This window comes from Sphingomonas rosea, assembly GCF_039538065.1.
In the GTDB taxonomy this organism is placed as follows: domain Bacteria; phylum Pseudomonadota; class Alphaproteobacteria; order Sphingomonadales; family Sphingomonadaceae; genus Sphingomicrobium; species Sphingomicrobium rosea.
In genome coordinates, this window is the sequence record NZ_BAABBR010000001.1 from 1,085,959 (window position 1) to 1,109,982 (window position 24,024).

23 protein-coding genes are annotated in these 24,024 nt (G+C 67.9%); 12 read left to right on the plus strand and 11 right to left on the minus strand.

Annotated elements, in window-relative coordinates; all coding sequences use genetic code 11:
- Window positions 1-22 precede the first annotated feature (22 nt).
- Window positions 23-289 carry an excalibur calcium-binding domain-containing protein gene (locus ABD693_RS05385; RefSeq protein WP_344695994.1) on the plus strand — a complete coding sequence of 89 codons (267 nt, stop codon included), beginning with the start codon at window positions 23-25 and terminating at the stop codon, window positions 287-289.
- A gap of 15 nt (window positions 290-304) precedes the next feature.
- On the opposite strand, the gene ABD693_RS05390 is transcribed toward ABD693_RS05385, so the two are convergent.
- The 7 genes from ABD693_RS05390 to lgt all read right to left on the minus strand — a co-directional run bounded on the left by ABD693_RS05390 (window position 305) and on the right by lgt (window position 4,398).
- Window positions 305-499, minus strand: a complete 195-nt coding sequence (locus ABD693_RS05390; protein WP_344695995.1) for a hypothetical protein — start codon at window positions 497-499, stop codon at window positions 305-307.
- Between the two features lie 176 nt (window positions 500-675).
- Complete coding sequence (locus ABD693_RS05395; protein ID WP_344695996.1) at window positions 676-936, minus strand: DUF2171 domain-containing protein; 261 nt, start codon at window positions 934-936, stop codon at window positions 676-678.
- Between the two features lie 73 nt (window positions 937-1,009).
- A complete protein-coding gene (locus tag ABD693_RS05400) occupies window positions 1,010-1,258 on the minus strand; it encodes a hypothetical protein (protein ID WP_344695997.1) in 249 nt (82 codons plus the stop codon).
- A 35-nt stretch (window positions 1,259-1,293) separates the two neighbouring features.
- A complete protein-coding gene (gene pgeF / locus ABD693_RS05405) occupies window positions 1,294-2,055 on the minus strand; it encodes a peptidoglycan editing factor PgeF (protein WP_344695998.1) in 762 nt (253 codons plus the stop codon).
- Complete coding sequence (locus tag ABD693_RS05410; protein ID WP_344695999.1) at window positions 2,052-2,573, minus strand: GNAT family N-acetyltransferase; 522 nt, start codon at window positions 2,571-2,573, stop codon at window positions 2,052-2,054. Before ABD693_RS05410 ends, pgeF begins: the two co-directional genes overlap by 4 nt.
- Window positions 2,549-3,475, minus strand: a complete 927-nt coding sequence (locus ABD693_RS05415) for a class I SAM-dependent methyltransferase (RefSeq protein WP_344696000.1) — start codon at window positions 3,473-3,475, stop codon at window positions 2,549-2,551. Before ABD693_RS05415 ends, ABD693_RS05410 begins: the two co-directional genes overlap by 25 nt.
- Before the next feature lie 47 nt (window positions 3,476-3,522).
- Entirely contained in the window at window positions 3,523-4,398 is an 876-nt protein-coding gene (gene lgt, locus ABD693_RS05420) for a prolipoprotein diacylglyceryl transferase (protein ID WP_344696001.1), read from the minus strand.
- A 70-nt stretch (window positions 4,399-4,468) separates the two neighbouring features.
- On the opposite strand from lgt, the gene ABD693_RS05425 reads away from it, so the two are divergent.
- The 5 genes from ABD693_RS05425 to ABD693_RS05445 are packed head-to-tail and all read left to right on the plus strand — an operon-like array spanning window position 4,469 to window position 10,257.
- A complete protein-coding gene (locus ABD693_RS05425) occupies window positions 4,469-6,136 on the plus strand; it encodes a class I adenylate-forming enzyme family protein (protein WP_344696002.1) in 1,668 nt (555 codons plus the stop codon).
- Window positions 6,133-8,250, plus strand: coding sequence for a molybdopterin cofactor-binding domain-containing protein (locus ABD693_RS05430; protein ID WP_344696004.1), 2,118 nt, complete (start codon window positions 6,133-6,135; stop codon window positions 8,248-8,250). The genes ABD693_RS05425 and ABD693_RS05430 overlap by 4 nt, the downstream gene beginning before the upstream one ends.
- A 3-nt stretch (window positions 8,251-8,253) precedes the next feature.
- Window positions 8,254-9,261: a ferrochelatase gene (gene hemH, locus ABD693_RS05435; protein WP_344696005.1), complete on the plus strand. Its 1,008-nt coding sequence runs from the start codon at window positions 8,254-8,256 to the stop codon at window positions 9,259-9,261.
- 31 nt (window positions 9,262-9,292) lie between these two features.
- Window positions 9,293-10,015: an acetoacetyl-CoA reductase gene (gene phbB / locus ABD693_RS05440; protein ID WP_344696006.1), complete on the plus strand. Its 723-nt coding sequence runs from the start codon at window positions 9,293-9,295 to the stop codon at window positions 10,013-10,015.
- A gap of 2 nt (window positions 10,016-10,017) precedes the next feature.
- Window positions 10,018-10,257: a ribbon-helix-helix domain-containing protein gene (locus ABD693_RS05445; RefSeq protein ID WP_344696007.1), complete on the plus strand. Its 240-nt coding sequence runs from the start codon at window positions 10,018-10,020 to the stop codon at window positions 10,255-10,257.
- Here the strand turns inward: ABD693_RS05445 and ABD693_RS05450 are convergent.
- The 3 genes from ABD693_RS05450 to ABD693_RS05460 all read right to left on the minus strand — a co-directional run bounded on the left by ABD693_RS05450 (window position 10,246) and on the right by ABD693_RS05460 (window position 17,008).
- A complete protein-coding gene (locus tag ABD693_RS05450) occupies window positions 10,246-11,100 on the minus strand; it encodes an ATP-grasp domain-containing protein (RefSeq protein ID WP_344696008.1) in 855 nt (284 codons plus the stop codon). The genes ABD693_RS05445 and ABD693_RS05450 overlap by 12 nt on opposite strands.
- 10 nt (window positions 11,101-11,110) lie before the next feature.
- Window positions 11,111-15,739 carry an NAD-glutamate dehydrogenase gene (locus ABD693_RS05455; RefSeq protein WP_344696009.1) on the minus strand — a complete coding sequence of 1,543 codons (4,629 nt, stop codon included), beginning with the start codon at window positions 15,737-15,739 and terminating at the stop codon, window positions 11,111-11,113.
- 75 nt (window positions 15,740-15,814) lie between these two features.
- On the minus strand, window positions 15,815-17,008 hold the full coding sequence (locus tag ABD693_RS05460; protein WP_344696010.1) for a PAS domain-containing protein: 1,194 nt from the start codon (window positions 17,006-17,008) through the stop codon (window positions 15,815-15,817).
- A 160-nt stretch (window positions 17,009-17,168) separates the two neighbouring features.
- Here ABD693_RS05460 and ABD693_RS05465 point away from each other — a divergent pair, with 160 nt between their 5' ends.
- The 6 genes from ABD693_RS05465 (at window position 17,169) to ABD693_RS05490 (ending at window position 23,536) form a co-directional block, all read left to right on the plus strand.
- Window positions 17,169-17,381, plus strand: a complete 213-nt coding sequence (locus ABD693_RS05465; protein WP_344696011.1) for a hypothetical protein — start codon at window positions 17,169-17,171, stop codon at window positions 17,379-17,381.
- 74 nt (window positions 17,382-17,455) lie between these two features.
- Window positions 17,456-18,748 (plus strand): homogentisate 1,2-dioxygenase, encoded by a 1,293-nt coding sequence (gene hmgA / locus ABD693_RS05470; protein WP_344696012.1) that lies wholly within the window; start codon window positions 17,456-17,458, stop codon window positions 18,746-18,748.
- The gene (gene fahA / locus ABD693_RS05475; protein ID WP_344696013.1) at window positions 18,745-20,022 is read left to right on the plus strand and encodes a fumarylacetoacetase; all 1,278 of its coding nucleotides are present in this window, start codon (window positions 18,745-18,747) and stop codon (window positions 20,020-20,022) included. Before hmgA ends, fahA begins: the two co-directional genes overlap by 4 nt.
- Complete coding sequence (locus ABD693_RS05480; protein WP_425567256.1) at window positions 20,019-21,317, plus strand: M20/M25/M40 family metallo-hydrolase; 1,299 nt, start codon at window positions 20,019-20,021, stop codon at window positions 21,315-21,317. Before fahA ends, ABD693_RS05480 begins: the two co-directional genes overlap by 4 nt.
- A complete protein-coding gene (locus ABD693_RS05485; protein ID WP_344696014.1) occupies window positions 21,317-21,595 on the plus strand; it encodes a GNAT family N-acetyltransferase in 279 nt (92 codons plus the stop codon). The genes ABD693_RS05480 and ABD693_RS05485 overlap by 1 nt, the downstream gene beginning before the upstream one ends.
- A 114-nt stretch (window positions 21,596-21,709) precedes the next feature.
- On the plus strand, window positions 21,710-23,536 hold the full coding sequence (locus ABD693_RS05490; RefSeq protein WP_344696015.1) for an autotransporter outer membrane beta-barrel domain-containing protein: 1,827 nt from the start codon (window positions 21,710-21,712) through the stop codon (window positions 23,534-23,536).
- 41 nt (window positions 23,537-23,577) lie between these two features.
- Here the strand turns inward: ABD693_RS05490 and ABD693_RS05495 are convergent, their stop codons facing one another.
- Window positions 23,578-24,024: a flagellar hook assembly protein FlgD gene (locus ABD693_RS05495; protein ID WP_344696016.1), complete on the minus strand. Its 447-nt coding sequence runs from the start codon at window positions 24,022-24,024 to the stop codon at window positions 23,578-23,580.

The window sequence follows — 24,024 nt, forward strand, 5'->3', positions numbered from 1 at the left end:
TATCGCGGCCGATAAGGCGCGGATGCGTAACCTCGTCATTCCCGCGCTCGTGTTCCTGCCGACCCTCGCCGGCATTGCCCATGCGGCGCAGGATGCCCGGCCGTGGGACTATCCCCCGCGCGCCCAGCAGGCCCGCGCCCTCACCGCGCGCGAGAAGAGCGTCTCCTATGCGGGGTGCCGCGAGGTCCGCCGGCTGGGGCTCGCCCCGCTGCGGCGCGGGGAGCCCGGCTATCGCCCGTGGATGGACGGCGACAACGACGGCCTTGCCTGTGAGCCGGTCCGCCGCTGATCGACGTCGGGGCGCCTAGGTGTCCCGGTCCAGCGCCTCACGGCGCCGCTGCCGCGCGTCGGCATCGTCGGCACCCATGATCAGCCGCTCGCCCGTGATCCGCGCCGCGTCGGGCGTCAGCGCCACGTCGACCCCGTCGGGGCCGTCGATCAACACCCGGCCATCCTCTGCGACGACGTCGGCCGGCTTGCTGTAAGTGTTCTTGATCATCGGACGCTTCCAATTCCATGCCCACTCACCGTTTTCAGCGAGGGAAGCGCGTCGAAGGTTCCGGCCATTTTTGACCCGCGACCGAGATACACGGTCTCGCGCACAAGAAAGGCGGGAGTGCGACACGATGTCGCACCCCCGCCCGATGAGGACGTCTCGATCCGGTCGCGCTGCGATCAGCCGATCGGTTCGCCCGATTCTTCCTGCTCGAACAGGCCAGCGGCGACGTCGGCATTGGCGCTGAGGCGGACCTTGTCGCCCTCGACGCCGGCGACCAGGCCGCCCGGGATGTAATGGTGATGGTCGCCGTGGGTCGCGCCGCTGTCCTTCTTGGTCAGCTTGATCCGCTCGCCCTCGACCTTGTCGACGGTGCCGAGGTGAACGCCATCGGCGCCAATGACTTCCATATGCTCGTTGATCTGGCTGAGATCGGCCATGGCGAATGCTCCTTATGCCCTGGGGTTATTCCGGCACCTCAACGCTCCGAGGGTGGGCGCGGGTTCCCTGGGTTCAGAAGCCTTCGATCAGGATGTTGGTTTCGCTCGGAGAATGCTCGGTCCAGCGGCCGATCGAGATGAAGATCACGAGCATGGCGATGGCGAAGACGGTGATTCCCGTGCCGATGATCCAGGCCTCGCGCTCGCGCAATTCGCTGGGCGATAGCTTCTTCTCGGGCGGGGGCGGCGGATCGCGGCGGATGCGCGAGCCGACAGGACGCGGTCCGCCGACAAGGTCTACTGCTTTCTTGAGCCTGCCCATGATTGCATCTTAGGCGGCCAAGCCTTGCCGAATTCTTAGCGGGCGGAAAGTCCGATGAGGCTGATCTGGCGGCCGTAGCTCGGCTCGCTGCGGTGGGTTGAGCGACGAAATGAATAGAAGTCGGCGTCCATCGTATAGGTGTCGAGCCCGAGCGCCTCGACCCGGCGGATCCCCGCGTTCGCTAGGCGGGCGACAAGGTAGGCGGGGAGGTCGAAATGGGGCTTCCCCGCCGGTCCGTCGCGGAAGAAGCGCTCGGCCCCTTCGTCGGCTGCGAGGAAGGGATCGGGGAAGGCCGGGTCGACCTCGTAGGAGGCCTGCGCGATCGTCGGCCCGATCGCCGCCGCGATCCGGCCACGGTCCGCGCCGAGCTTCTCCATCGCGGCGATGGTCGCGTCGGTGACTCCGCCGAGCGCCCCGCGCCATCCCGCATGCGCTGCCCCCACGACCCCGGCCTGTGCGTCGGCGAAGAGAACGGGGGCGCAGTCGGCGGTGAGGATTCCGAGGAGAAGGCCCGGGCGGTCGGTGACGAGGCCATCGGCATGCGGCCGCGCATCCTCGCCCCAGTCCCCGGCCTCGAGCACCACGGCTCCGTGGACCTGGTAGGGCGAGGCGATTCGGGCCCCGGGGAGCACCGCCTCGGCCGCCCGATGCCGGTTCTCGACGATCAGGCTCACGTCGTCGCCGCTGCCCCAGCCGCAGTTGAGACTTGCCATCGCCCCCTCGCTGACCCCGCCGCGGCGACCGAGGAAGCCATGGGGCACGACAAGTGCGCCGCTGGTCCAGACGGGCGGCGTCACAGTTCGCGCATCCAGACGCGGTCCTCGTCGGGATGGTTGCCGACCATGAAGGTGACGGGCCCCTGATCCCCAAAGCCGTAGCGACGGTAAAAGGCCTGGGCGCGATGGTTCTCGGTAAAGACCGAGAGGGCGATGCGCGCCGCTCCGCGCCGGGCGGCCTCCTCCAAGACCCAGGCCATAAGCTCGCCGGCGAGCCCGGTGCCATGGGCCTCCTTGAGGAGATAGAATTGCTTGAGCTCGATCGTGCCTTCGTCTGCGACATGCGGCAGCTTGTTGGGACCGAGCTTGGCATAGCCCAGCACGGGCTCCCCGCCGCCCACCGCAAAGGCGTAGTCATCGCGGGCGAACTCGGCTTCCCAGGCCTCGCGGGTCAGGGTGCCCAGGAACGCCTCGAGATCGGCGGGATCGTAGAGATGCGCGAAGGTGTCGCAGAAGCTGGTCCGGAAGATGTGGTCGATCCGGGACAGGTCGGCGGCGGTGGCGGGGCGGACGGTCATAGCCCGGCGGGTCTTGGCCATCCGGGCGCGTGAATGGCAAGCACCTTGAACAGGCTTCCCATGGCGTCGGGCCGGCAGAGGCGCGCGCGCGCTTCCTCGATGTCGGCGGCGCGGTGCGGCGCGGCATTGGCGAGGGCCCGCGCGCGCATCTGGATGCCGAGACGCTCGAGCCACGAGCCCTGTTCGACGGGGCCGGCGACCGATGCGCCGGCGTCGGCCGCGACTTCGGCGACACGCTGAAAGTCGACGTGGCTGGTGAGGTCGTGCTCGCCCGGCCGATCAAGCACGGCGGCAAAGCGATGGCCCTTCACCGCCTGCAGCGTGTCGCCGGGGGCGGACCGCTCATGGCCATAGTCGACGAGTAGCGCGGTTCCGCCCTGGCGGACCAGGCGCTCGGCAAGTTCCTTCACGGCCTCGTCGCGGACGGGACTCGTCTCGAGGATCGGGCCGTCGCGGTCGAAGGCGAGGCCGGCGGGCGTCAGGGTGACGTGCCGCTCGGCGCCCGCGACATGCTGGCGGATCGGGAGGGCATCGAGGAATTCGTTGGCGACGAGCAGCAGGGGGCCGTCATCGGGGAGGGTCGAAAGATCATCGTAGTGCCGCGCGCCAGGCACCGCGGCTTCCTGCGCCGCGCGGAGAATGGGGCTGGTCTCGACCAGATGGACGGAAGGAGTGAGGCCCGCCGGCCGCATGACCCTCAGTGCATCGGCGGCGAGTGTCCCGCGGCCGGGGCCCAACTCGACATAATGCGCGCTTCCCGGCGCGCCTGCACGGCGCCAGGCGTCGGCCAGCGCGGCGCCGACCAGCTCGCCGAACATCTGGCTGATCTCGGGCGCGGTGGTGAAGTCGCCGGCGGTCCCGAGCGGGTCGCGGGTCGCATAATAATAAGCGTTGCAGGCCTCCATATAGGCCTCGACGCTCATCGGCCCGTCGGCCCGCAGCCGCTCGCGCAGTGCCCGCTCGAAGGGGGTCAGGCGACGCTCTCCAGTCCGGCAGTGGGCTCGATCCGCTGGCGGCGGCGGGGCGCGGTGACCATCAGGTAAAGGCCGACGAGGATCATCGGTACGCACAGCCACTGGCCCATATGAAGGCCGGTCGCCTCGGCGAAGGCGCGCAATTGTTCGTCGGGCTCGCGGATGAACTCGATGCCGAAGCGGAAGATGCCATAGAAAAAGAGGAAGGCACCCATGAGCCGGCCGGGCATGTAGCGCGCGTTGGTGCGCCAGAACATGAAGGCGAGGATCGCGAACAGGACCAGCCCTTCGAGAATGGCTTCGTAGAGCTGGCTCGGATGGCGCGGGGGGCCAAGCGTCTGGACGCCCGCGATGACTTCCGGGAAGCGGACCGCCCACGGCACATTGGTCGGCGCGCCCCACAGCTCGCCGTTGACGAAATTGGCGAGGCGACCGGTGAAGAGGCCGATCGGCACGACGCACACGACATAGTCGTGGATGCGCAGCCAGTTCAGCTTCTCCTTCCAGCTGAGATAGATGATCGCGAGGCCGGTGCCGATCGCGCCGCCGTGGAAGCTCATGCCCCCGTCCCACATCTTCACGATCTCGAGCGGATTCTCGAAGTAGAAGCCCGGCCGGTAGAAGAGGACGTAGCCGAGCCGTCCGCCGAGGATCACGCCGAGCGAGACGTAGAAGACGAGGTCGTCGGCGTGGCGCCGGGCCATGGGCGCGCCGGGCTGGGCGATCAGCTTGAGCTCATACCAGTAGCCGAGGAAGATCCCGACCAGATAGGCGAGGCTGTACCAGCGCAGCTGGAAGAAGCCGAGATCCACCGCGACCGGATCGAGACCCAAATCCGTATATGAAATCGCGGCAAGAACATTCTCGATCATTCGGCACTTCCCTCGTGGCCCGTGCGTCTCATAAGAGGGACACCGCCGATGGCCAAGGAGATCCGCGACGATGCCGAGTGAGCTCGACCAACGCTATGACGCCGTACTCGCGGCCGTCACAGGGCCGGGCGGTCGTATCATCGTCGGGACGGACGATGCGGGGTGCCGCGTCGTCACCAATTTTCCGCAGACCATGCCGGTCTTTTTCAAGATATTCTGCGCGCTGAACGGCGCGGTCGAGGCCGTGATCTCGGGCGAGGAGCGGCTGACCTTCGGCGACCTCGATCGCCAGTCGGACGCGCTCGCAAGAGCGCTGGTGGCGCGGCACGGAATCCGGAAGGGCGACCGGGTCGGGATCGCGATGCGCAATTGCCCGGCGTGGATCGTCAGCCACATGGCGATCCTCAAGGCGGGCGGAATCTCGACGTTGCTCAATGGCTGGTGGCAGACGGAAGAGGCGCGGCACGCGCTCGAACTGACCGCGCCCAAGCTCATCATCGCCGACGAGCCGCGCTTCAAGCGGCTGCAGGCCGGCTGCGGCCAGATTGCCCTCGTGTCGCTGCCGATCGAAAAGCCGATCGCCGAGGCCCTGGCGCCGCTGACCGGCGGTGAGGCGATCGAAGCCGAACTGCCCGAAATCACGCCCGAGGACGATGCGACCATCCTCTTCACCTCGGGATCGACCGGCGAGGCCAAGGGCGCGCTTTCCACCCATCGCGCGGTGACGATGGGCGTCTACAGTTATGCGACCAGCATCATGACCCTGCTCGGAGTCATGGAAAGTCAGGGCGAGGGGCCGAAGAACCCGCCCAAGACGCTGCTCAACGTACCGCTGTTCCACGTCACGGGCGAAGTGCCGGTGCTGCTGAACAGCTTCGTCATCGGTCGCGGCATGGTGCTGATGCCCAAGTGGGACGCGGGCGAGGCGCTGCGCCTCATCGAGAAGGAAAAGGTGACCTATTTCGTCGGGGTGCCGACGATGAGCCTAGAGATGATGAATCATCCCGATCGGGAGCGGTTCGATCTGTCGAGCCTCACTGACATCGCCGCCGGCGGCGCGCCGCGGCCGGTCGCGCATGTCGAGCGGTTGAAGGAGACCTTCGAAACCGCCCAGCCGGCGCTCGGCTATGGGCTGACCGAGACCAATGCGGTCGGCTGCGGCAATTACTGGGGCAATTACATCGCCAAGCCGGCCTCGACCGGGCGGGCGCTGCCGTTCGTCGATCTCGCGATCCTGGGTCCGGGCGACGCCAAGCTGCCGCAGGGCGAGCGGGGCGAGATCGGGATCAAGGCCGCTGCCAACATCAAGGGATACTGGCGCAACGACGCGGCGACGAAGGCCGCCTTCACCCAGGACGGGTTCGTCAAGACGGGCGACATCGGCTTCCTCGACCCCGACGGCTATCTGTTCATCGTCGACCGGAAGAAGGACATCATCATCCGCGGCGGCGAGAACATCAGTTCGGCCGAGGTCGAAGCGGCGGTCTATTCGTGCGAGGCGGTGGCCGAGGCCGCGGTGTTCGGGGCACCCGACGAGCGGCTCGGCGAAGTGCCTGTCGCCGTGGTCGTGCCGGCCGAGGGAAGCGACCTCACCGAACAGGAACTGCGGGCCTTCCTTGAGCCGCGGCTCGCCGCCTTCAAGGTTCCGGCGCGCTTCATCTTCGCGCAGGACAATCTGCCGCGTCTCGGCACCGGCAAGATCGACCGCGTGGCGCTCAAGGCCCAGTACGCCGCTTGAGGCTCGACCGCCGGACCCTTCTGGTGGGCACCGGCGCGGCGGGGGCGCTGGTCGTCGCTTATCTGGCTTGGCCCCGCGCGGGCCGGCCGAGCCTGCTGCCAAGCGCGGGAGAACGCCTGCTCGGGTCGGCCATTGCAATCGACAAGGCGGGCAAGGTGCGGATCGCCATTCCGCAGGTCGAGACCGGGCAGGGCATCTGGACCGGGCTTGCGCAAGTGGCGGCCGACGCGCTGGGCGCCGCCTGGGAGAGCGTCGGGATCGCACCGGTGCGCTCGGGTGCGGAATGGGTGAACGGCCTCGCCGAGGGCGAGGGCTGGCGGCCGCTCGTCGGGGGTGACGAAGGCCTCCGGATCACGGCCGGCTCGACTTCGCTGCGCGCCTTCGAACAGCCGATGCAGCAAATTGGAGCGGCCGCGCGCGCGCTGCTGGTCGCCGAGGCCGCCGAGCGGTGGAACGTGCCGGCTGCCGGCTGCGAGACGAGCCGCGGATTCGTCGTTCACCAGGACCGGCGACTTTCGTTCGGGGAACTGGCCGAGGCGGCGTCGCGCCGGTCGCTCGGCGATGCGCCGGCCGCGGTCGGACGGCCCAGCTTGATCGGGCAGCCCCTTCCGCGGCTCGATGCGATCCCCAAGGCGAACGGTCAGCTTCGCTTTGCCGGTGACGTGCGATTGCCGGACATGCTGTTCGCCTCGGTGCGGACGTCGGCCGGCAACGGGATCAGGATCGAGGGCAATCCACCGGCAGGCGTGCGCTTCGCGAGCGGCGACCAGTGGGTCGCGGCGCTGGCCGATAGCTGGTGGACGGCCGATCGCGCGCTTGGGGAAGCCCGAGTGCGAAGCTTCGGTCCGGCCGGCGGCGACGATGCGGCGGTGACCGACGCGCTCGACCGCGCGCTCGCAAGCGGCGCCAGCGAGGTCCTGCATAGCGTCGGCGACATCGACGGCGTGTTCGAGGGCGTTCGCCCACTCGCCGCGACGTACGGCGCGTCGGCGGCATTGCACCATGATCTCGAACCGCCGAGCGCCACCGCGCGGATCACCGACGGGCTGCTGGAGCTCTGGGCCGGGACGCAGGCGCCGGAACTCGCCCGGGCAGCGGCGGCAAGGGCGGGCGGGGTCGATCCGGCGAGGACGCTGCTCTACGCCATGCCGGTCGGCGGGCAGGGCGGCGCCGCGCTCGAGAACGACCTCGTGCCGATCGCAGCGAAGCTGACGCGGGACACCGGGCGACCGGTGCAGGCGATGGTCGGCCGAGCCGAGCAGGTCCGCTCGGATGCGGTGCGCTCGCCGCTCAAGGCACGGCTTTATGCGCGGACCCTTCCCGACGGCAGCGTCGCGGGTCTCCGCCTGCGGCTTGCCGGCACCGACGGATTGGCAAAGGCGCTGGGTCGCCTGTCGGGAAAGGACCGCGGCACCTTCCGGGCCTCGGCGCTCAACCCGCTGCCCTACGCGATTCCGAACGTCTCGCTCGAGGTCGCGCCGACCGTTCTACCGGTCCGGACCGGCTATCACCGCGGCGAGGTGCACGGAGCCGTGGCGTTCTTCGTCGAGAGCTTCATCGACGAGCTGGCGCGGATCGCCGGGCGCGATCCGCTAAGCCAGCGCGTGGCCCTGCTCACCGGTAACCCGAGGCTCGCGCGTTGCCTCGTCCGGGCGACCGCGCTCGGCGGGTGGGATGGCGGCGGCGCCGGAAGCCAGATGGGACTTTCCACGATAAGCGCCTATGGCAGCCGCATCGCGGTGGTTGCGAACGCTTCGGTGGGAACGGGGGGACAAGTGGCGGTAAGCCGATTGGTCGCGGTGGTGGATTGCGGCCGGGCGGTGAACCCTGCGCTGGTCCGGCAACAGGTCGAGGGCGGGATGCTTTCGGCGATCCAGCAGGCCACTGCGCCGGCGCCGAGCTTTGCCCATGGCCGCGTCACCGGGCCCATCGCGCCATCGGTTGGAGCGATGGCCGGCACGCCGGAGGTACTGGTCGAAATACTGGCTAGCGACGAGGCGCCCGGTGGGGTCAACGGCCTCGGCGCGATCGCGGCGCCCGCGGCGGTCGCCAACGCCCTTGCCGCCGCGACCGGTCGCCGCTTGCGCAGTCTTCCCTTGAACCCGATAGCCTGAACCATGCAGCCTCCTCCCGACCATCCGCCGATCCTGCCGCCCAAGATCGGCGTGCTGCTGATCAATCTCGGCACCCCCGAGGCCCCGACGGTCGCGGCCGTGCGGCGCTACCTCGCCGAATTCCTGTCCGATCCGCGCGTGATCGAGATTCCTCGGGCGATCTGGAAGCCGATCCTTCACGGGATCATCTTGCGCAGCCGCCCGGCCAAGTCCGCGCATGCCTATCAGCAGGTGTGGACCGAGGACGGCTCGCCGCTGGCCGCCATCACCCGGCGCCAGTCGGACAAACTCCAGCAGCGCCTCGGCGGCGACGTCCTCGTCGACTGGGCAATGCGTTACGGCGCGCCAGCGATTCCGAAGGGGGTCGAGCGGTTGAAGGAAGCAGGGTGCCAGCGCATCCTCGTCGCGCCGCTCTATCCGCAATATTGTGCCGCGACGACCGCGACGGCCAACGACGTGGCGTTCGCGACGCTCGCCGGCATGCGCTGGCAGCCTGCGCTCCGGACGCTGCCGCCCTATCACGACGCCGACGACTATATCGACGCGCTCCAGCGTGATCTCGAACGACAGATCGCGGCGCTCGACTTTACGCCCGAGCGCTTGCTCCTCTCCTATCACGGCATGCCAGAGCGGACGCTGCGCAAGGGTGACCCCTATCATTGTCACTGCCGCAAGACCACGCGGCTGCTCGGCGAGCGGCTCAGCATCCCGACCGACACGAGCTTCCAGTCGCGGTTCGGGCGCGACAAGTGGCTCGAGCCGGCGACCGACGAGGTGCTCAAGGCCTATCCGGCGCGCGGGGTGACCAAGATCGCCATCGCGGCGCCGGGCTTCTCGGCGGATTGCCTCGAGACGGTCGAGGAGCTCGGCATTCGCGGCAAGGAGGAATTTACCGAGGCGGGCGGTACGCATTTTGCGCGGCTCGACTGCCTCAACGATGGCGAGATCGGGATGGATATGCTCGAAACGATCATCCGCCGCGAACTTGCGGGGTGGATTGCGCCTGCCTAGGCTCGGCTCTCGGTTGGAGGAGAGCGGACAAATGGCACGGGTAGCGATCGTAACGGGCGGCACACGCGGGATCGGCGAAGCGATCAGCATCGCGCTGCGCGACGCAGGAATGACGGTCGCCGCCAATTACGCCGGTAACGATGAGCGCGCGCGAGCCTTCACCGACCGGACGGGCATCAAGGCGTTCAAGTGGGACGTCAGCGACCACGAGGCCTGCGTCGCCGGCGTCAAGGATGTCGAAGCGGCGCTCGGGCCGGTCGACGTGCTCGTCAACAATGCCGGCATCACGCGCGACACGACGATGAAGCGGATGGACCATGCCAAGTGGCAGGAGGTCATCGACACGAATCTCGGTGGCTGCTTCAACATGGCCAAGGCGGCCTGGGACGGCATGGTCAGCCGTGGCTACGGGCGCATCGTCAACATTGGCTCGATCAACGGACAGGCCGGCCAGTACGGACAGGTCAATTATGCCGCCGCCAAATCGGGCATTCATGGCTTCACCAAGGCGTTGGCACAGGAAGGCGCGCGGAGCGGGATCACGGTCAATGCGATCGCACCGGGCTATATCGACACCGACATGGTCGCCGCGGTGCCCGAGGACGTGCTCGGCAAGATCGTCGCCCGAATTCCCGTCGGTCGCCTCGGCCGTGCCGACGAGATCGCCCGCGGGGTCACTTTCCTGGTCGACGAGAATGCCGGGTTCGTGACGGGCTCGACCTTGTCCATCAACGGCGGCCAGCACATGTACTGAGGGTGGAAGTCCTCACCTATTCGCCGCCGGTCAAGCGAAGCGTCCTCATTCGCGGCCACCAAACGAGCATCAGTCTCGAACCCGTCTTCTGGCGTGCGCTCGAGGTGGCGGCACGCGATTCGGCGCTGCCGATCAACGCGCTGGTGGCCGAGGTCGATGAAGCGCGTTTGAAGGTCGCGCGGCCGCCCAATCTCACCAGCGCGCTGCGCCAGTGGCTGTTCGGGCGCGCCCTAGGCGGCTGACGCGGCGGCGAGGATCGCGGCGGCGAAGCTGCTCGTCGCCTCGGGCACGCAGTGGAGAAACAGTGCGGGCTCGATCAGTTCGAGCTCCATGAGCTGCAGTGCACCGTCGTTGCCGCGAACGAGATCGACGCGGGCATAGGTCGCCGGTGCCGGCGCGGCCGCGAGCGCGGCCTTGGCGAGGTCGAGCGCGCCGTCGGGGCAATCGGTCCGTTCGGTCGAGCCGCCATGGTCCGGCTGGACCCGGAAATCGCCGGCCTGCGGGCGCTTGACCAAGGTGTGCGAATATTCGCCGCCAAACAGGATCAGGCTGTATTCGCCCTCGTCGACGACCTGCCCGAGCCATGGCTGGATCAGCATGCGTCGGCCATGCACGTCGGCGGGGACGGGGTCGCCCTTGCCGAGCCGATAGGTGCCGAAGGCCGCGGCCGACACCGGCGGCTTGATCACCAGCTCGTCGGTGCCGAGGACGCCGTGCGCGGCGGTCAGCGCGGCCTCGTTGAGGTGATCGACTTCGAGCGTCGGAACACTGGCGATGCCCTTGCGACCAAGCTCGGCGAGATAGCATTTGTCGCTGTTCCAGCGCAGCAGCGCGGGCGGATTGATCATTGGCCACCCTTCCGCTTCGGCGCGGTCGAGGAAGGCGAGCCACTCGGCATGGCGGAGATGATAGCCCCAGGTGACCAGCGGCAGAACGAGGTCGAAGCCGTCGGCGCCGTCGAGCTCGGTCCAGGGCCCCGACACGACCTCGGCGCCGGCCTCGCGCAGGGCGGCGGCCTCGACGTCGAACGCCCAGGCCCATTCCGCCGCATAGTCGCGCGCCGGGGTCAGCAGTGCGAGGCGCATCGGTCCCGCGTCAGCGCGCGAGGAGGATACGGGCCTGGCCAGCGATCTGCGCGAGCATCGGGACCGTCACGCCGCCGCTCGCCCGGGCGCGGGCGATGAGCGAGCGGAACTGCTTGATCCGCTGCGCATGGCGCTCGTTCCAGCGCTCGACCGAGCCCGCGGGATCGTCGCCGCGCAGGCGCGAGAGCCACTCGAGGCGAAGCTGCTCGAACTCGTTCGACAGGCCCGCGACGAGCAGGCGCTCCCACTGGTCGGTCGGAGCGAGCCGGAAGGCCTGGCTCTGCGCCCAGTCGAGTCCGAGCACCTCCCCGAGACGGACATAGGCCTCGGTGAGCGCAATGACGTCCTGCTCCTTGCGCGCGGCAAGGCCGGCGAGTCCGAAGGCACCGTCGAGCTCGTAGAGCTTGACGAGGCCCCGCGTGATGTCGGGGCTCGCGCCCATCGCGGCGATCGTGTCGTGACGCGCCAGGGCCTGCGCCTTGACCTCTTCGCGAATGATCGAACGCGCCTCGGCATTCACCCGGTTGAGGCCCGGCTCGAACAAGGCGACGAGTTCGGACACGCGGGTTTCGCCACCAGCAGCGCGCACGATGTCGGAAAGATGCGCACGGATGCTATGAGCAGCCATGTCGAATAAAGCGAGACGGGCGGTCTCGGTGACCTCGGCATGGTCGATCCGGTCCCACAGACGGTCGAGCTGGAGCAGGCGCTCGGCAGTCAGGAATGCCGCGACGACCTGGCCAAGCGAGCAGCCTTCCTCCTCGACGATGTCGAGCGCGACGCTCGGACCCATCCGATTGACGAAGCGGTTGGCAATCTTGGTCGCGAGGATTTCGTTGCCGAGGCGGTGGCGAAGCAGCGCTTCACGATGCGCCTTGCGAAGCGGCGCGGGGAAGGCGGCCAGCAGTTGCTCGTGGAGCAACGGGTCTTCGGTGAGATTCAGATCCTCGGCCGCGTCCTGCAGGTTGAGCTTGGCAAGGCTCAGGAGGACCGCCAACTCGGGCCGGGTGAGGCCGCGGTTGTCGGCGGCGCGGCGGAGCAGTTCCTCGCTGCTGTCGAGCCCCTCGACCGCGCGGTCGAGGCGACCGGCAGCTTCGAGCAGTTCGAGCGTGCGGACCTGCGCCGGAATGGCCGCGGCCCCGCCGCGTTCGGCGATCGACAAAGCGAGCGTCTGCAACCGGTTGTCGGCGAGAACCAGCTTGGACACCTCGTCGGTCATCACCGCCAGCAGGCGATTGCGATCCTCGAGCGTCAGCCGCCCTTCGAGCATCTCCTCGTTGAGCGCGATCTTGATGTTGACCTCGTTGTCCGAGCAATCGACGCCGGCCGAATTGTCGATGAAGTCGGTGTTGCAGCGCCCGCCATGTTCGCTGAACTCGATCCGGGCCGCCTGCGTGATCGCAAGGTTGGCGCCTTCGCCGATGACCTTGGCGCGCAGTTCGTTGGCGTTCACCCGGAGGATGTCGTTGGCGGGATCGCCGACGCTGATGTTGGGCTGGCTCGACGCCTTCACATAGGTGCCGATGCCGCCGAACCAGATCAGGCCGACGGGCGCCTTGAGGATCGCCGAGATGAGGCTCGTCGGATCGATGGTGTCGACGTCGATGCCGAGTGCCGCCTTCGCTTCGGGCGTCAGCTCGATCTGCTTCTGGCTGCGCGGAATGATCATTCCGCCCTTGCTCAGCTTCTTGCGATCATAATCGTCCCAGCTCGAGCGGGCCATGGCGAAGAGGCACTCGCGCTCTTCCCAGCTGTCCTGCGGATCGGGATCGGGATCGATGAAGATGTGACGGTGATCGAAGGCCGCAACCAGCTTGATCGCCTTCGACAAGAGCATGCCGTTGCCGAACACGTCCCCCGACATGTCGCCGCAACCGACCACGGTGACGGGCTGCGTCTGCACGTCGATGCCCATTTCGAGGAAGTGGCGCTGGACGCTGATCCACGCGCCCTTGGCGGTGATGCCCATCGCCTTGTGATCGTAGCCGTTCGACCCGCCGCTCGCGAAGGCGTCGCCGAGCCAGAAGCCGCGCTCGAGCGCGATGGCGTTGGCGACGTCGGAGAAGGTCGCAGTGCCCTTGTCGGCGGCGACGACGAAATAGGGATCGTTGCCGTCATGGACGACGACGCCGGCCGGGTGGACGACCTTGCCCTCGACGATGTTGTCGGTGACCGACAGCAGCGAACGGATGAAGATGCGGTAGCTTTCGGTGCCTTCGGCCAGCCACGCCTCGCGGTTCGCGGCGGGCGAAGGGAGCTGCTTGGGATAGAAGCCGCCCTTGGCGCCGGTCGGCACGATCACCGCATTCTTGACCAGCTGCGCCTTCATCAGGCCAAGGATCTCGGTGCGGAAGTCGTCACGGCGGTCGGACCAGCGAAGGCCGCCACGCGCGACCGGCCCACCGCGCAGGTGGATGCCCTCGACACGCGGGCTGTAGACCCAGATCTCGCGATAGGGGATCGGTGCGGGGAGACCCGGAATGCGCTTGGGATCCAGCTTGAAGGCCAGCGCTTCGCCGGGCTGCGGATGGAAGGCGTTGGTGCGGAGCGTGGCTTCGACGACACTGCGGAAGAGGCGCAGGATGCGGTCGTCGTCGATCGAGCTGATCGTCTGGAGCGCGTCCTCGAACGCCGCCTTTTGAGCGGCGACGGTGTCGTTTCGGTTGTCGCGCGCGGGATCGTGCGCGGCGGCGAACCAGGCGATGAGCGCGCGGGTCGCGGCGGGCGTGCGCTTCAGCGCCTCGACCATGGTGAGGAGGCCGTAGGCGACGCCGGTCTGCCGCAGGTAGCGGAACCAAGCGCGGAGCCAGACAACCGGCTGGGGATCGAGCCCCGCGAAGAGCAGGAGCTGGTTGAATTCGTCGTCTTCGGCATGACGCTGGAGGACGGCGGCGATCGCGCCTTCGATGACGTCGGTGCGCGCGAGCACCGTGTCGATGTCGGCGCCCGCAAGCTCGAGGCGGAAGTCGTGAATGTGCCCGAGGCGACCATCCTCGCCGATGCCGGTGGGGCGTTCCTCGATCACGCGGAAACCGAAGTTCTCGAGCACCGGGACGGCTTCGGAAAGCGGCACGAGGCCACCGGCGCGATACAGCTTGAGGCGGAGCTGGCCCGGACGATCATCGTCGCAGCGGAAGAGGCGGACGTCGCGGTCTTCCTGGCTTTCGAGCGAGCTCAGGCGGATGATGTCGGCTGCCGCTTCCGCCGCGCCGGCGTGCGCGCGATAGTCGTCGGGCATGCCCGGCAGGTAGGTCAGCGCGAGGCGTGTGGCGCGTCCGCTGCCGACCCGGTCGGTGAGTTCGGATTCGACCGCCGGCGCCCACCCGCGGACCATGTCGACGAGCCGGTGGTCGAGTTCGACCACGTCGGGGAGCGGGCGCGAGGCCGCATAGCCGAGGGTGAGGCGGATGAGTGCCAGGCCGCCGTCGCCGAGTTCGACCGCCCAGTTGGTGACCGAGGACAGCACGGCTTCCTCGATCAGGCGGACGATCGCATGGCGACGCGAGGTTGTGAGTTCGTCGCGGGGAAGCCAGACGAAGGCGAAAAGGTGGCGCTTGAGGGCGCCGGTAAGGAGCAGCAGCGCCGGGCGCGGGCGGTCCGCAAGGCTCATCGCCATCAGCGCCGCAGCGCGCACCTCAGCCTCGTCGAAGGAGACCAGCAGGTCGTGCGGCAGTGTCGAGATGGCGTGCGCGAGCGCCTTGGCGCCGTGACTCGCGGGAGCGAAGCCGAGCTCGGAGTCGAGCGCCTGAAGACGCTGGCGGATCACGGGGATTTCGGCCGGCGGCGAACGAAGCGCGGCGCTGGTCCAGAGGCCGGCGTGGAGCGACAGGCTGCCATTGGCGCGGCGGACGATGACGACGTCAAGCGGCACGCGGCGGTGCACGGGCGAGAGCCGGTCAGCCTTGAGGGTGAGGACCGGCCGGGGGTCGTTGGCGATGGCTTCGAGCACGCCGCGCGTGTCTTCGAGACTCCACAGGTCAATGCCGCTGGTCGACAGGATGCCGAGGCCTTCGCCGCTGCTGCCGTCGGCCGCAATTTCCTTATGGCCCAGGAGGGTGAAGTGATTGTCGGCGAGCCATTCGAGCAGCGCCGCGCTTTCCGAGTCGGTGGCGGCGACATCGGTGGCATCGCGCTGCATCAGCGACAGCATCGTGCGCCAGTCGCCGACCGCGGCGCGCACGCAGGCGAGCACGCTTTCGAGTTCCTGGACAAGGTCCTGGCGGCCACGCGCATCGGCGCGATCGAGTTCGACGTAGATCACGGATTCGGGAGCGCCCTCGCCCAGGCTGATCAGGCGGCCGTCATGGTCGCGGGTGGCAGGGACGATGGGGTGGAGCAGCCGGTGAACGGTCAGGCCGTGCCCCGCGATGACGGCGGCGACGCTGTCGACGAGGAAGGGCATGTCGTCGTTGACGATGCCGAGGCGCATCACGCGCTTGGCGGCTTCACCGCCGGCGGACTGCAGCTTGAGAACCAGCTTGCCGGGCGCGCGAACCGCAGCGGTCTCGGCGATGAAGGCGGCGGCCTCGGCCTGCTCTTCGGGAGAAAAGCCCTCGGTTTCGCCGGGTAACGCGCCGTCCAGAAGGGCCTCGGTAAACGCGTCCGTCAACGTCCCGGATACGCGGGGATCAGCCGCCATGATGTGATTTCGCTCCGCCGTGAAGATGAGCGGGCGTCTAGACCTCGTGGGCGGGGGGAACAACCCCGCGGCGGCTCAAGCGATCTTGCGAAGGGCCTTCTCGAGGAGGCCGAGGTCGGCGACGGCCGAGACCGGCTCAACCCGCCCCTGCGCATCGCGGCGGACGAGAACGAGGGTGAATTCGTCGTTCCCCGCAAGCGCGCTGAGCGACTGGGCGTGGGCGGTCCGAAGCTTGGTCCGGGCCTGATCTGCTCGATTGTCGACCCGATTGTCGGGACGACGCGCCTCGCGTTCCGCCGCGACCAGGCCCTTGAGCCCGCCGCTGTGCTGTTCGATGAAATCGAGAAAGCCTTCGAAGGGCACGTCCGAGCGCTCGGCGAAGGCCAAAGCGGCGGCGAATTCGGTCAGGCGCGCCTTGTCATAATCGACTCCGAAGACGAGCTTCACGATCGGAGTCATGGGTGCCCGGGCCTGCGCCTTGACGCCGGCATCCTCGAGCAGTTCGGCATAGTCCTCGGGAACACGGCGCGCCGCGACCGAGAAATCATAGGCGAGCGAAAGGGCGCGATAGAGCGCCGCGCGGGTGCGGCCGTCGGCCGCCTTGAGCACTTCCACCGTCTCGCGCGCGGCCGACAGGCGATCGGCGAGGCCGGCATCGGCGTCGAGGGTAGGCGCGACCTCGTCGTCGAGCGGATCGATCGCCTCGACGAGATCGAGCACATCGTCCTCGCCGGCCAATGCAGGCACGATGCTCGGAGCGAGGCCAGCGCCATCCTTCCAGTTGATGACGCCGTAGATGAAGTCGATCGTCTGCCCGTCGGACGAGAAGGGCATGAGGATTCCGCGATAGCAGATGTCGTGGCCGCGTTGGTTGGTGAATTCGGCCTCGAAGCCGATCGGCGCGCGATTGGCGATAATCTGCAGATAATGGTCGGTCAGGCGGCTCAGAAGCGACCGCGAGGGCACGTCGGCGATCGAGCGGACCTCGTCCTCGATCTCGCATTCCGCCCGGATGGCTGCGCCGATGTAGCTTGTCGCCGGATTGTCGGGCGAGACGGTGAAGTCGAGCAGCACGCTATGGTCGGCAAAATCCTGCACGTCGCGGCCGTCGAGATCCTCGATCGAGGGAAATTCGCGGCCGCCGAGCAGCGACGCCCAATAGTTGTAGGCGCGCACATGCATGCGCCGCTCGTCGTTGCCGATGCCCAGATCCGCCGGAGTCGATTCGACGTCGGCACTCAGGCTGGAAGAGGAAAACGAACCGTCCATGCTGCGAAACTCACCCCCAGTCCGGATGCAATTGCCTCAGCTTCGGTTACCAACCCGTTAAGTATAGACTTCCCGCAGCGATGTGAATCCCTCGGCTGCGCGCGGGAACGGAGCGCTTCGTTCCGCGTTCGTAACGCCATTGAAACAGGAGGAAGATTTCATGGCTGACCTCAATCGCGACGGATATGACGACGGCCCCACGGTCGAGCGGACCACGGTGGTCAACACCGGTGGTGGTGGAAGCGGCGGACTGATTGCGGTCGTCCTCCTGCTCGCAATCATTGTCGTCGGCTATGTGCTGTACACGAACGGCACCTTCGGTTCGAAGACCGAAATCAAGGTTCCGGACAAGATCAACGTCAACGTGAACTAAGTATCGAGGCGCCGCCCAGGCACGGGTCCGGGCGGCGCTTTTCGTTTGACGCGGGCGAGCCTAAAGCCAGCTTCATGCTGACCACCTCTTCTCCCGCCTATCTGCCGGGGTTCGGCGGCCACGTCGCGACCGAAGCCGTGCCGGGCGCCCTGCCAAAGGGCAGGAATTCCCCGCAGCGTCCGGCATTCGGTCTCTACACAGAGCAACTGTCCGGCACCGCCTTTACCATGCCGCGGCACGAGAATCGTCGCTCGTGGCTGTATCGCTTGCGGCCGAGCGCCGACCATCGGCCGTTTGTCGCCTATGACGGTGCGCCGCGACTGCGCCTAGAGACCGACGGCGCTCCGCTCGCCCCCAATCGCCTGCGCTGGGATCCGCTGGCGGCGCCGGCGCCCGGCACCGACTTCATCGACGGCCTGAGCACCATGGTCTTCAACCGCGCCCCGGCCGAGCTCGAGGGTGTCGCGGTTCATCTCTACGCGGCGAACAGCGAGCGCGCTGACCGCGTGTTCGTGTCGGCGGACGGGGAGCTGCTGGTACTGCCACAGGAAGGCCGGCTGGTGCTGCTGACCGAGCTTGGCCGGATCGACCTGTCGCCGGGCCAGATCACGGTCGTGCCGCGCGGGGTGCGGTTCAAGGTGCTGCTCCCCGACGGCGCGGCGCGCGGCTATCTCACCGAAAATTACGGCGCCCCGTTCCGCCTGCCCGACCTCGGGCCGATCGGCGCCAACGGGCTGGCGAATCCGCGGGACTTCGAAACGCCGGTCGCCTGGTTCGAAGATCGCGACGAGCCGACCGAGGTCATCCAGAAATATGGCGGGAAGCTGTGGACGACGACGCTCGACCACAGCCCGCTCGATGTCGTCGCCTGGCACGGTAACCTCGCGCCGTGCCGCTACGACCTGTCGCATTTCAACACGATCGGGACCGTCAGTTTCGATCATCCCGATCCCTCCATCTTCACCGTGCTGACCTCGCCGTCGACCGTTGCCGGCCGCGCGAACGTCGATTTCGTCATCTTCCCGCCGCGGTGGATGGTCGGCGAGGATACGTTCCGCCCGCCCTGGTTCCACCGCAACGTGATGAGCGAATGCATGGGGCTGCTGACCGGCGCCTATGACGCCAAGGCGGAGGGTTTTCAGCCGGGCGGATTGTCGCTCCACAACATGATGAGCGGGCACGGGCCCGACGTCGAAACCTGGCGCAAGGCAAGCGAGGCGGAATTGAAACCGGTGAAGATCGACGGGACCATGGCTTTCATGGTCGAAAGCTGCTGGCCGTTCGAGGTTGCCGCCGAAGCGCTCGGCCGCGCGCAACCCGATTACGACCTTGCCTGGGCCGACTTCCCCAAGGCGCGCCTGCCATGAGGATCGATCACACGCACGATCCGGCACTCGTCTCCTGGGTCGAAAGCGCGAATGGGCACACCGATTTCCCGATCCAGAACTTGCCGCTCTGCATCTTCTCGACCGACGGGGCCGAGCGCCGCGCGGGCGTGGCGATCGGCGACTTTCTGCTCGACCTCGGCGCCGTCAGCGACCTCCTTGGCGATGCCTGGGTGGCGGAGCTGGCACAGCCGGTTCTGAACGGCTTTCTGGCGCTGGGTGCCGGTGCGCGAGTGATGCTTCGCCATGCGCTCAGCCGGCTGCTGAGCGACGAAACCGCGCGCGATGCGATCGAGCCTGCGCTGATCGGGCAGTCGGAAGCGGTGATGCACCTGCCGTGCCTCGTCGGCGACTACACCGACTTCTACGTCGGTATCCACCACGCGACCAACGTCGGCAAGCAGTTCCGGCCGGCCAATCCGCTCCTGCCAAACTACAAATATGTGCCGATCGGCTATCACGGCCGGGCGTCGAGCGTTCGGGTTTCGGGCGAGCCGGTGCATCGGCCAAGCGGGCAGCGCAAGCCGCCGGAAGCGGAGGTGCCGGTGTTCGGCGCGTCGCGGCGGCTCGATTACGAGCTCGAGCTCGGCATCTGGGTCGGTCCGGGCAACCGGCTGGGTGAGCCGATCGCGATCGACGAGGCCGAGCAGCATGTGGCGGGCTACTGCCTGCTTAACGACTGGTCGGCGCGTGACCTGCAGGCTTGGGAATATCAGCCGCTAGGGCCCTTCCTCGCCAAAAACTTCCTGACCAGCGTGTCGCCGTTCGTCGTTACCCCCGAAGCGCTAGCGCCCTTCATGACCGCGGCCTTCGCGCGGCCCAACGGCGATCCGGCGCCGCTCGACTATCTTGCCGGTGGCTCGGAACGGCCGGGACTCGGCATCCGCGTCGAAGCCTCAATGACGACCGCCAGGATGCGCGACGCGGGCATTGCGCCGCATCGCCTGAGTAGCGGCATCGCGGCCGATGCCATGTACTGGACCGCCGAGCAGATCGTCACCCATCACGCCTGCAACGGCTGCAATCTCCAGCCCGGCGACCTGATCGGAACCGGCACCTTGTCGACCGCCAGCGCCGACGGGCTGGGGTCGCTGCTGGAGATCAGTCAGGGCGGCAAGATGCCGATTGTGCTTCCGAGCGGCGAGCAGCGCAGCTTTCTCGAGGAAGGCGACGAACTCGTCTTCACGGGTCGTGCCTCGGCGGATGGCTATGTCGGCATCGGGCTCGGCGAGTGCCGGGGACTGGTCGTCGGATGATGCGGTGGCTCGGACTGGCGGCGTTGCTTGCGGCCGTCCCTGCCGCCGCGCAATTGAGTTCGTCCGAGCAGCGGATGAAGACGACCGTCGACGCCGAGCAGGGACGGACGCTCGGCCTGCTCGAGCGGATGGTGAACCAGAATAGCGGAAGCCAGAATCCGGCAGGGGTCGAGAAGGTCGCGGCGATGGTCCGTGCCGAGCTCGAGCCACTCGGCTTCCGGGTCCGCTGGATTCCGCTGCCGCAGACCGGTCGTGCGGGGCATCTCACTGCGACCCATTCGGGCAAGCGCGGGACCAAGAGATTGCTGCTGATCGGCCATCTGGACACGGTATTCGAGCCCGACTCGCCCTTCCAGCGCTGGGTGCGCGAGGGCGACAAGGGGTTCGGGCCGGGAGCGTCCGACAACAAGGGCGGGGTTGCGGTGATGATCGCGTCGTTGCGCGCGATGCACGCGGCGGGGACGCTGAAGCCCGCCAATGTCACGGTCTTCCTGACTGGAGACGAGGAAGATCCGGGCTCGCCCCAGCGCGTCGCCCGCGCCGACCTCATTGCGGCGGGCAAGGAGGCCGACGCGGCGCTCGACTTCGAGGGTCTGGCTCAGGAAGGCGGGCGCGACATGGGTTCGGTCGCGCGCCGATCGGTCAACGACTGGACGCTCACTATCCGTGCCCGGGGTGCGCATTCGAGCGGTGTCTTCTCCGCGGGCAGCGGCTTCGGCGCGAATTACGAGCTTGCGCGGATCATCGACGCCTTCCGACGCGAAGTTGCCGAACCGAGCCTGACCTTCAATGTCGGGCTGATCGCCGGCGGGACCAAGGCGCAACTCGATGCCGGCGGAATCCGGGCCGAGGCGACCGGCAAGACCAACATCATCGCTGCCGACGCGGTGGCCCGCGGCGACCTGCGCGCGCTCAGCCAGGAGCAGATCGACCGCGCCAAGGCGAAGATGAAGGCCATCGTGGCCCAGTCGCTCGGCGGCGTCACCGAGGCCAGGATCGAGTTCGAGGATGGCTATCCGCCGATGGCGCCGTCCGCTGGCAACCGGGCGCTGCTCGATCGATTGAACGTCGTGAACCGTGACCTCGGCCTGTCCTTGATGGCCCCGCTCGATCCGCTGAAGCGCGGCGCGGGCGACATCAGTTTCGTCGCCGCCGATGTCGATGGTCTCGTCGGCCTGGGGCCATCCTCGACGGGCGATCACACGCCGGCCGAACGGGTCGATATTCCGTCGATGTGGCGGCAGGCGACCCGCGCCGCCATTCTCATGAGCCGATTGAGCCGGGAGCGCCGCTAATGGACGTCGTCAACAATGCCGAGATGCATCGCTTCGAGATCGAGCTTCCCGACGGTGCGGTCGCCTTTGCCGATTATCGGCGGATGGACGGCAGGGTGATGTTCCCGCACACGGTCGTTCCGCCGGCGCATGAGGGGCAGGGCTTGGCCTCTAAGATCGCCAGGGCGTCACTCGACTGGGCACGGTCCGAGGGGTTGAAGGTCATCCCCGCGTGCAGTTTCTACCGGACCTATCTCCAGCGCCATCCCGAGTATCAGGACCTACTTCACAACGACTGATGGTTGCCTCGGCATCTCGCCGCTGACTGTGGCCGCCGCGCCACTTGTCTTGTCTTGGCAACAGGCGGCATATCGCCTTCGTACCCGGCGTTCGCCGGAGGGGAGGACTTGAATATGTTGAAGTTTGTGGGTGCTCGTGCGCTGCTTGGCGCGACCGCTCTTGCCGCGCTGACCACCGCCACGCCGGCGAGCGCGCAGCGCATCGACCGCATCGTGACCTTCGGTGACAGCTATGCCGACACCGGCAACCTGTTCAACCTCGCGGGGATCAACCGCGTCACCTTCCAGAACGGCATCTACGCCAGCGGTCGCTTCTCGGGCGGGACAAACTACATCGACACGCTTTCGACGTTGCTTCAGGCGCCGGTCGAGAACTTCGCCATCGGCGGTGCGACCGCCGTGCGCGGCGCGCCGGCGACCGCCTTCGACCTGCAGCTGCAGGTCGATAACTTCCTCAACGTCGGCACCCAGTCGTCGGTGTTCCCGAATGGCCCGGCGAGCTTTGGCAAGGGCGATCTCGTCACCGTGTCGATCGGCGGCAATGACGCGCGCTATTTCCAGCAGGGCTCCTACGGCTCGCTGACCGTGAATGACGCGATCGCGGCCTCGCGCACCCAGCTCGACCGTCTGGTCGCCGCCGGCGCGCCGACCATCAGCTTCCTCGCGGGCAATACCGCGCTGCTCCCGGAGGTTGCGACCAACCCCGGTGCCCAGGCGATCCGCAACACCTTCTCGACTACCTACAACAATGCGCTCCAGACGACGCTCGCCGGTTATGCCAGCCGCGGCGTGGTGGTCCACTATCTCGACCTGACCAAGGTCCTGCAGGCAGTGCAGGCCAACGGCGCGGCGTTCGGCCTCCCCAATGGGGTAGTCTGCGCGCCGACCTCGACCAACGTTCAGAGCGGCTGCCAGGGCTATCTGTTCTACGTCGACCAGCTGCACCTGAGCTCGGACGGCTTCCGCGTCGTCGCGCAATATGTCTATCGCCAGCTCCAGGCCCCGCTCAACATCGGCGCGACCAGCGACCTGGGTCTCGACAATGCGCGCCACTTCGGCCGCACGCTGAACAGCCGCATGGATCTCGGCAGCCCGCGCGACGGCGAGGTTCTGCAGGGTGCCCGCGTGTTCGTGACCGGTGACAGCCTCAATCACGACTATCGCCGCAGCGACGTTACCGACGCGTTCGAGGTCGACCAGGTCGGCGCCACCGCCGGCGTCGAATTCGGCTTTGGCGGCAACGGCCTCGTCGGCCTCGCCGGTAATTACAGCCGTGGCCGCGCCAAGTTCGACAACGACAGCGCGCGCGTGACGGGCAAGACCTGGCAGGCGGGCATCTACGGCGCGTACGCGATCGGACCCGCCTTCGTGCAGGCTCACGCTGGCGTCGGCCGCACCGATTATGACATCCGCCGCGCGGCGGTGATCGACAGCCTCCGGGCCAGCCCCAACGGCAGCCACCAGCTCGCCGGCCTCAAGGCGGGCTATCTGATGCCGGTCAGCGCGGTTCGCGTCGGGCCGGTCGTCAGCCTCGATTATGCGCGCGCGAAGGTCGACGGCTATACCGAGAGCGGCGACGGGGCGCTCAGCCTCAACGTCGGCAGCCAGCGCTACGAAGCGCTGGTCGGTGGCGCGGGTCTCGAGCTTCGCGGGTCGTTCGGCGCGGCGGGCGCGGCGGTGAAGCCGTTCGCCACGGCGATGCTCGAGAAGGACCTCAAGGGCAATGGCCGCGTGCTGACCTTCTCGCAGACCGCCACGCCGACCATCGTCAATCGCTTCGACCTCGGCCGCCGCGACAAGGGCGTCTACACCCGCTTCGGGGGTGGTGCGTCGGCCGAGCTGTCGAGCCGCATCCAGATCGACGTTGCGGCGAGCACCACTGCCGGCCGTGACGAAGGCAATGAGATGAGCCTTCAGGCAGGCCTGCGCGTCGGCTTCTGACGAACGAAGGTGCCGGTGGCGATGCGCCGCCGGCACCAACGTCAGGCAGCGATCCTGACGAGCTTGGAGAGCGGTAGCGCGACGCTGCCGATCCCCGCCCACAATTCGCCGTCACGGCTCATGATCTCGCTGACCTGCCCGAGGCTGCTCATGGTGGCGGCCATCGCCGCGCCCGTGCGATCCTTGGCAGTCAGGCGAAGCACATAGGCGCCGTCGGGGGCGCGGCTGCCGTCGGCAAGCCTGCCGTCCCACGCCAGCGTTCCGCCAGCCGCGGCGCTGACGGGCGGGCTCGCGACCACGCGGCCGCTGCTGTCGAGGATCTCGGCGTTGAGCGAGTCCGGCGTGGACGGAAAGGTCCATCGCCATTCGGCGGGCCGGCTGCCGCTCAAGCCCGAGACCGAGCTGTCGAATTCGGCGGTCCGGCCGATCAGCTGCCCCGCCCGCGTGAGGTCGTCACCGGACAGGCGCGCAAGGATTTCCTTGAGCAC

Coding starts and splice junctions, on each gene's coding strand:
- ABD693_RS05415 (WP_344696000.1), bottom strand. CDS start 3,475: ATGAGCGTCGAGGCCTATATGGAGGCCTGCAACGCTTATTATTATGCG.
- ABD693_RS05390 (WP_344695995.1), bottom strand. CDS start 499: ATGATCAAGAACACTTACAGCAAGCCGGCCGACGTCGTCGCAGAGGAT.
- ABD693_RS05460 (WP_344696010.1), bottom strand. CDS start 17,008: ATGGACGGTTCGTTTTCCTCTTCCAGCCTGAGTGCCGACGTCGAATCG.
- ABD693_RS05400 (WP_344695997.1), bottom strand. CDS start 1,258: ATGGGCAGGCTCAAGAAAGCAGTAGACCTTGTCGGCGGACCGCGTCCT.
- ABD693_RS05490 (WP_344696015.1), top strand. CDS start 21,710: ATGTTGAAGTTTGTGGGTGCTCGTGCGCTGCTTGGCGCGACCGCTCTT.
- ABD693_RS05425 (WP_344696002.1), top strand. CDS start 4,469: ATGCCGAGTGAGCTCGACCAACGCTATGACGCCGTACTCGCGGCCGTC.
- hemH (WP_344696005.1), top strand. CDS start 8,254: ATGCAGCCTCCTCCCGACCATCCGCCGATCCTGCCGCCCAAGATCGGC.
- fahA (WP_344696013.1), top strand. CDS start 18,745: ATGAGGATCGATCACACGCACGATCCGGCACTCGTCTCCTGGGTCGAA.
- ABD693_RS05410 (WP_344695999.1), bottom strand. CDS start 2,573: ATGGCCAAGACCCGCCGGGCTATGACCGTCCGCCCCGCCACCGCCGCC.
- lgt (WP_344696001.1), bottom strand. CDS start 4,398: ATGATCGAGAATGTTCTTGCCGCGATTTCATATACGGATTTGGGTCTC.
- phbB (WP_344696006.1), top strand. CDS start 9,293: ATGGCACGGGTAGCGATCGTAACGGGCGGCACACGCGGGATCGGCGAA.
- ABD693_RS05480 (WP_425567256.1), top strand. CDS start 20,019: ATGATGCGGTGGCTCGGACTGGCGGCGTTGCTTGCGGCCGTCCCTGCC.
- ABD693_RS05450 (WP_344696008.1), bottom strand. CDS start 11,100: ATGCGCCTCGCACTGCTGACCCCGGCGCGCGACTATGCGGCGGAATGG.
- ABD693_RS05485 (WP_344696014.1), top strand. CDS start 21,317: ATGGACGTCGTCAACAATGCCGAGATGCATCGCTTCGAGATCGAGCTT.
- hmgA (WP_344696012.1), top strand. CDS start 17,456: ATGCTGACCACCTCTTCTCCCGCCTATCTGCCGGGGTTCGGCGGCCAC.
- ABD693_RS05395 (WP_344695996.1), bottom strand. CDS start 936: ATGGCCGATCTCAGCCAGATCAACGAGCATATGGAAGTCATTGGCGCC.
- ABD693_RS05465 (WP_344696011.1), top strand. CDS start 17,169: ATGGCTGACCTCAATCGCGACGGATATGACGACGGCCCCACGGTCGAG.
- ABD693_RS05385 (WP_344695994.1), top strand. CDS start 23: ATGCGTAACCTCGTCATTCCCGCGCTCGTGTTCCTGCCGACCCTCGCC.
- ABD693_RS05455 (WP_344696009.1), bottom strand. CDS start 15,739: ATGGCGGCTGATCCCCGCGTATCCGGGACGTTGACGGACGCGTTTACC.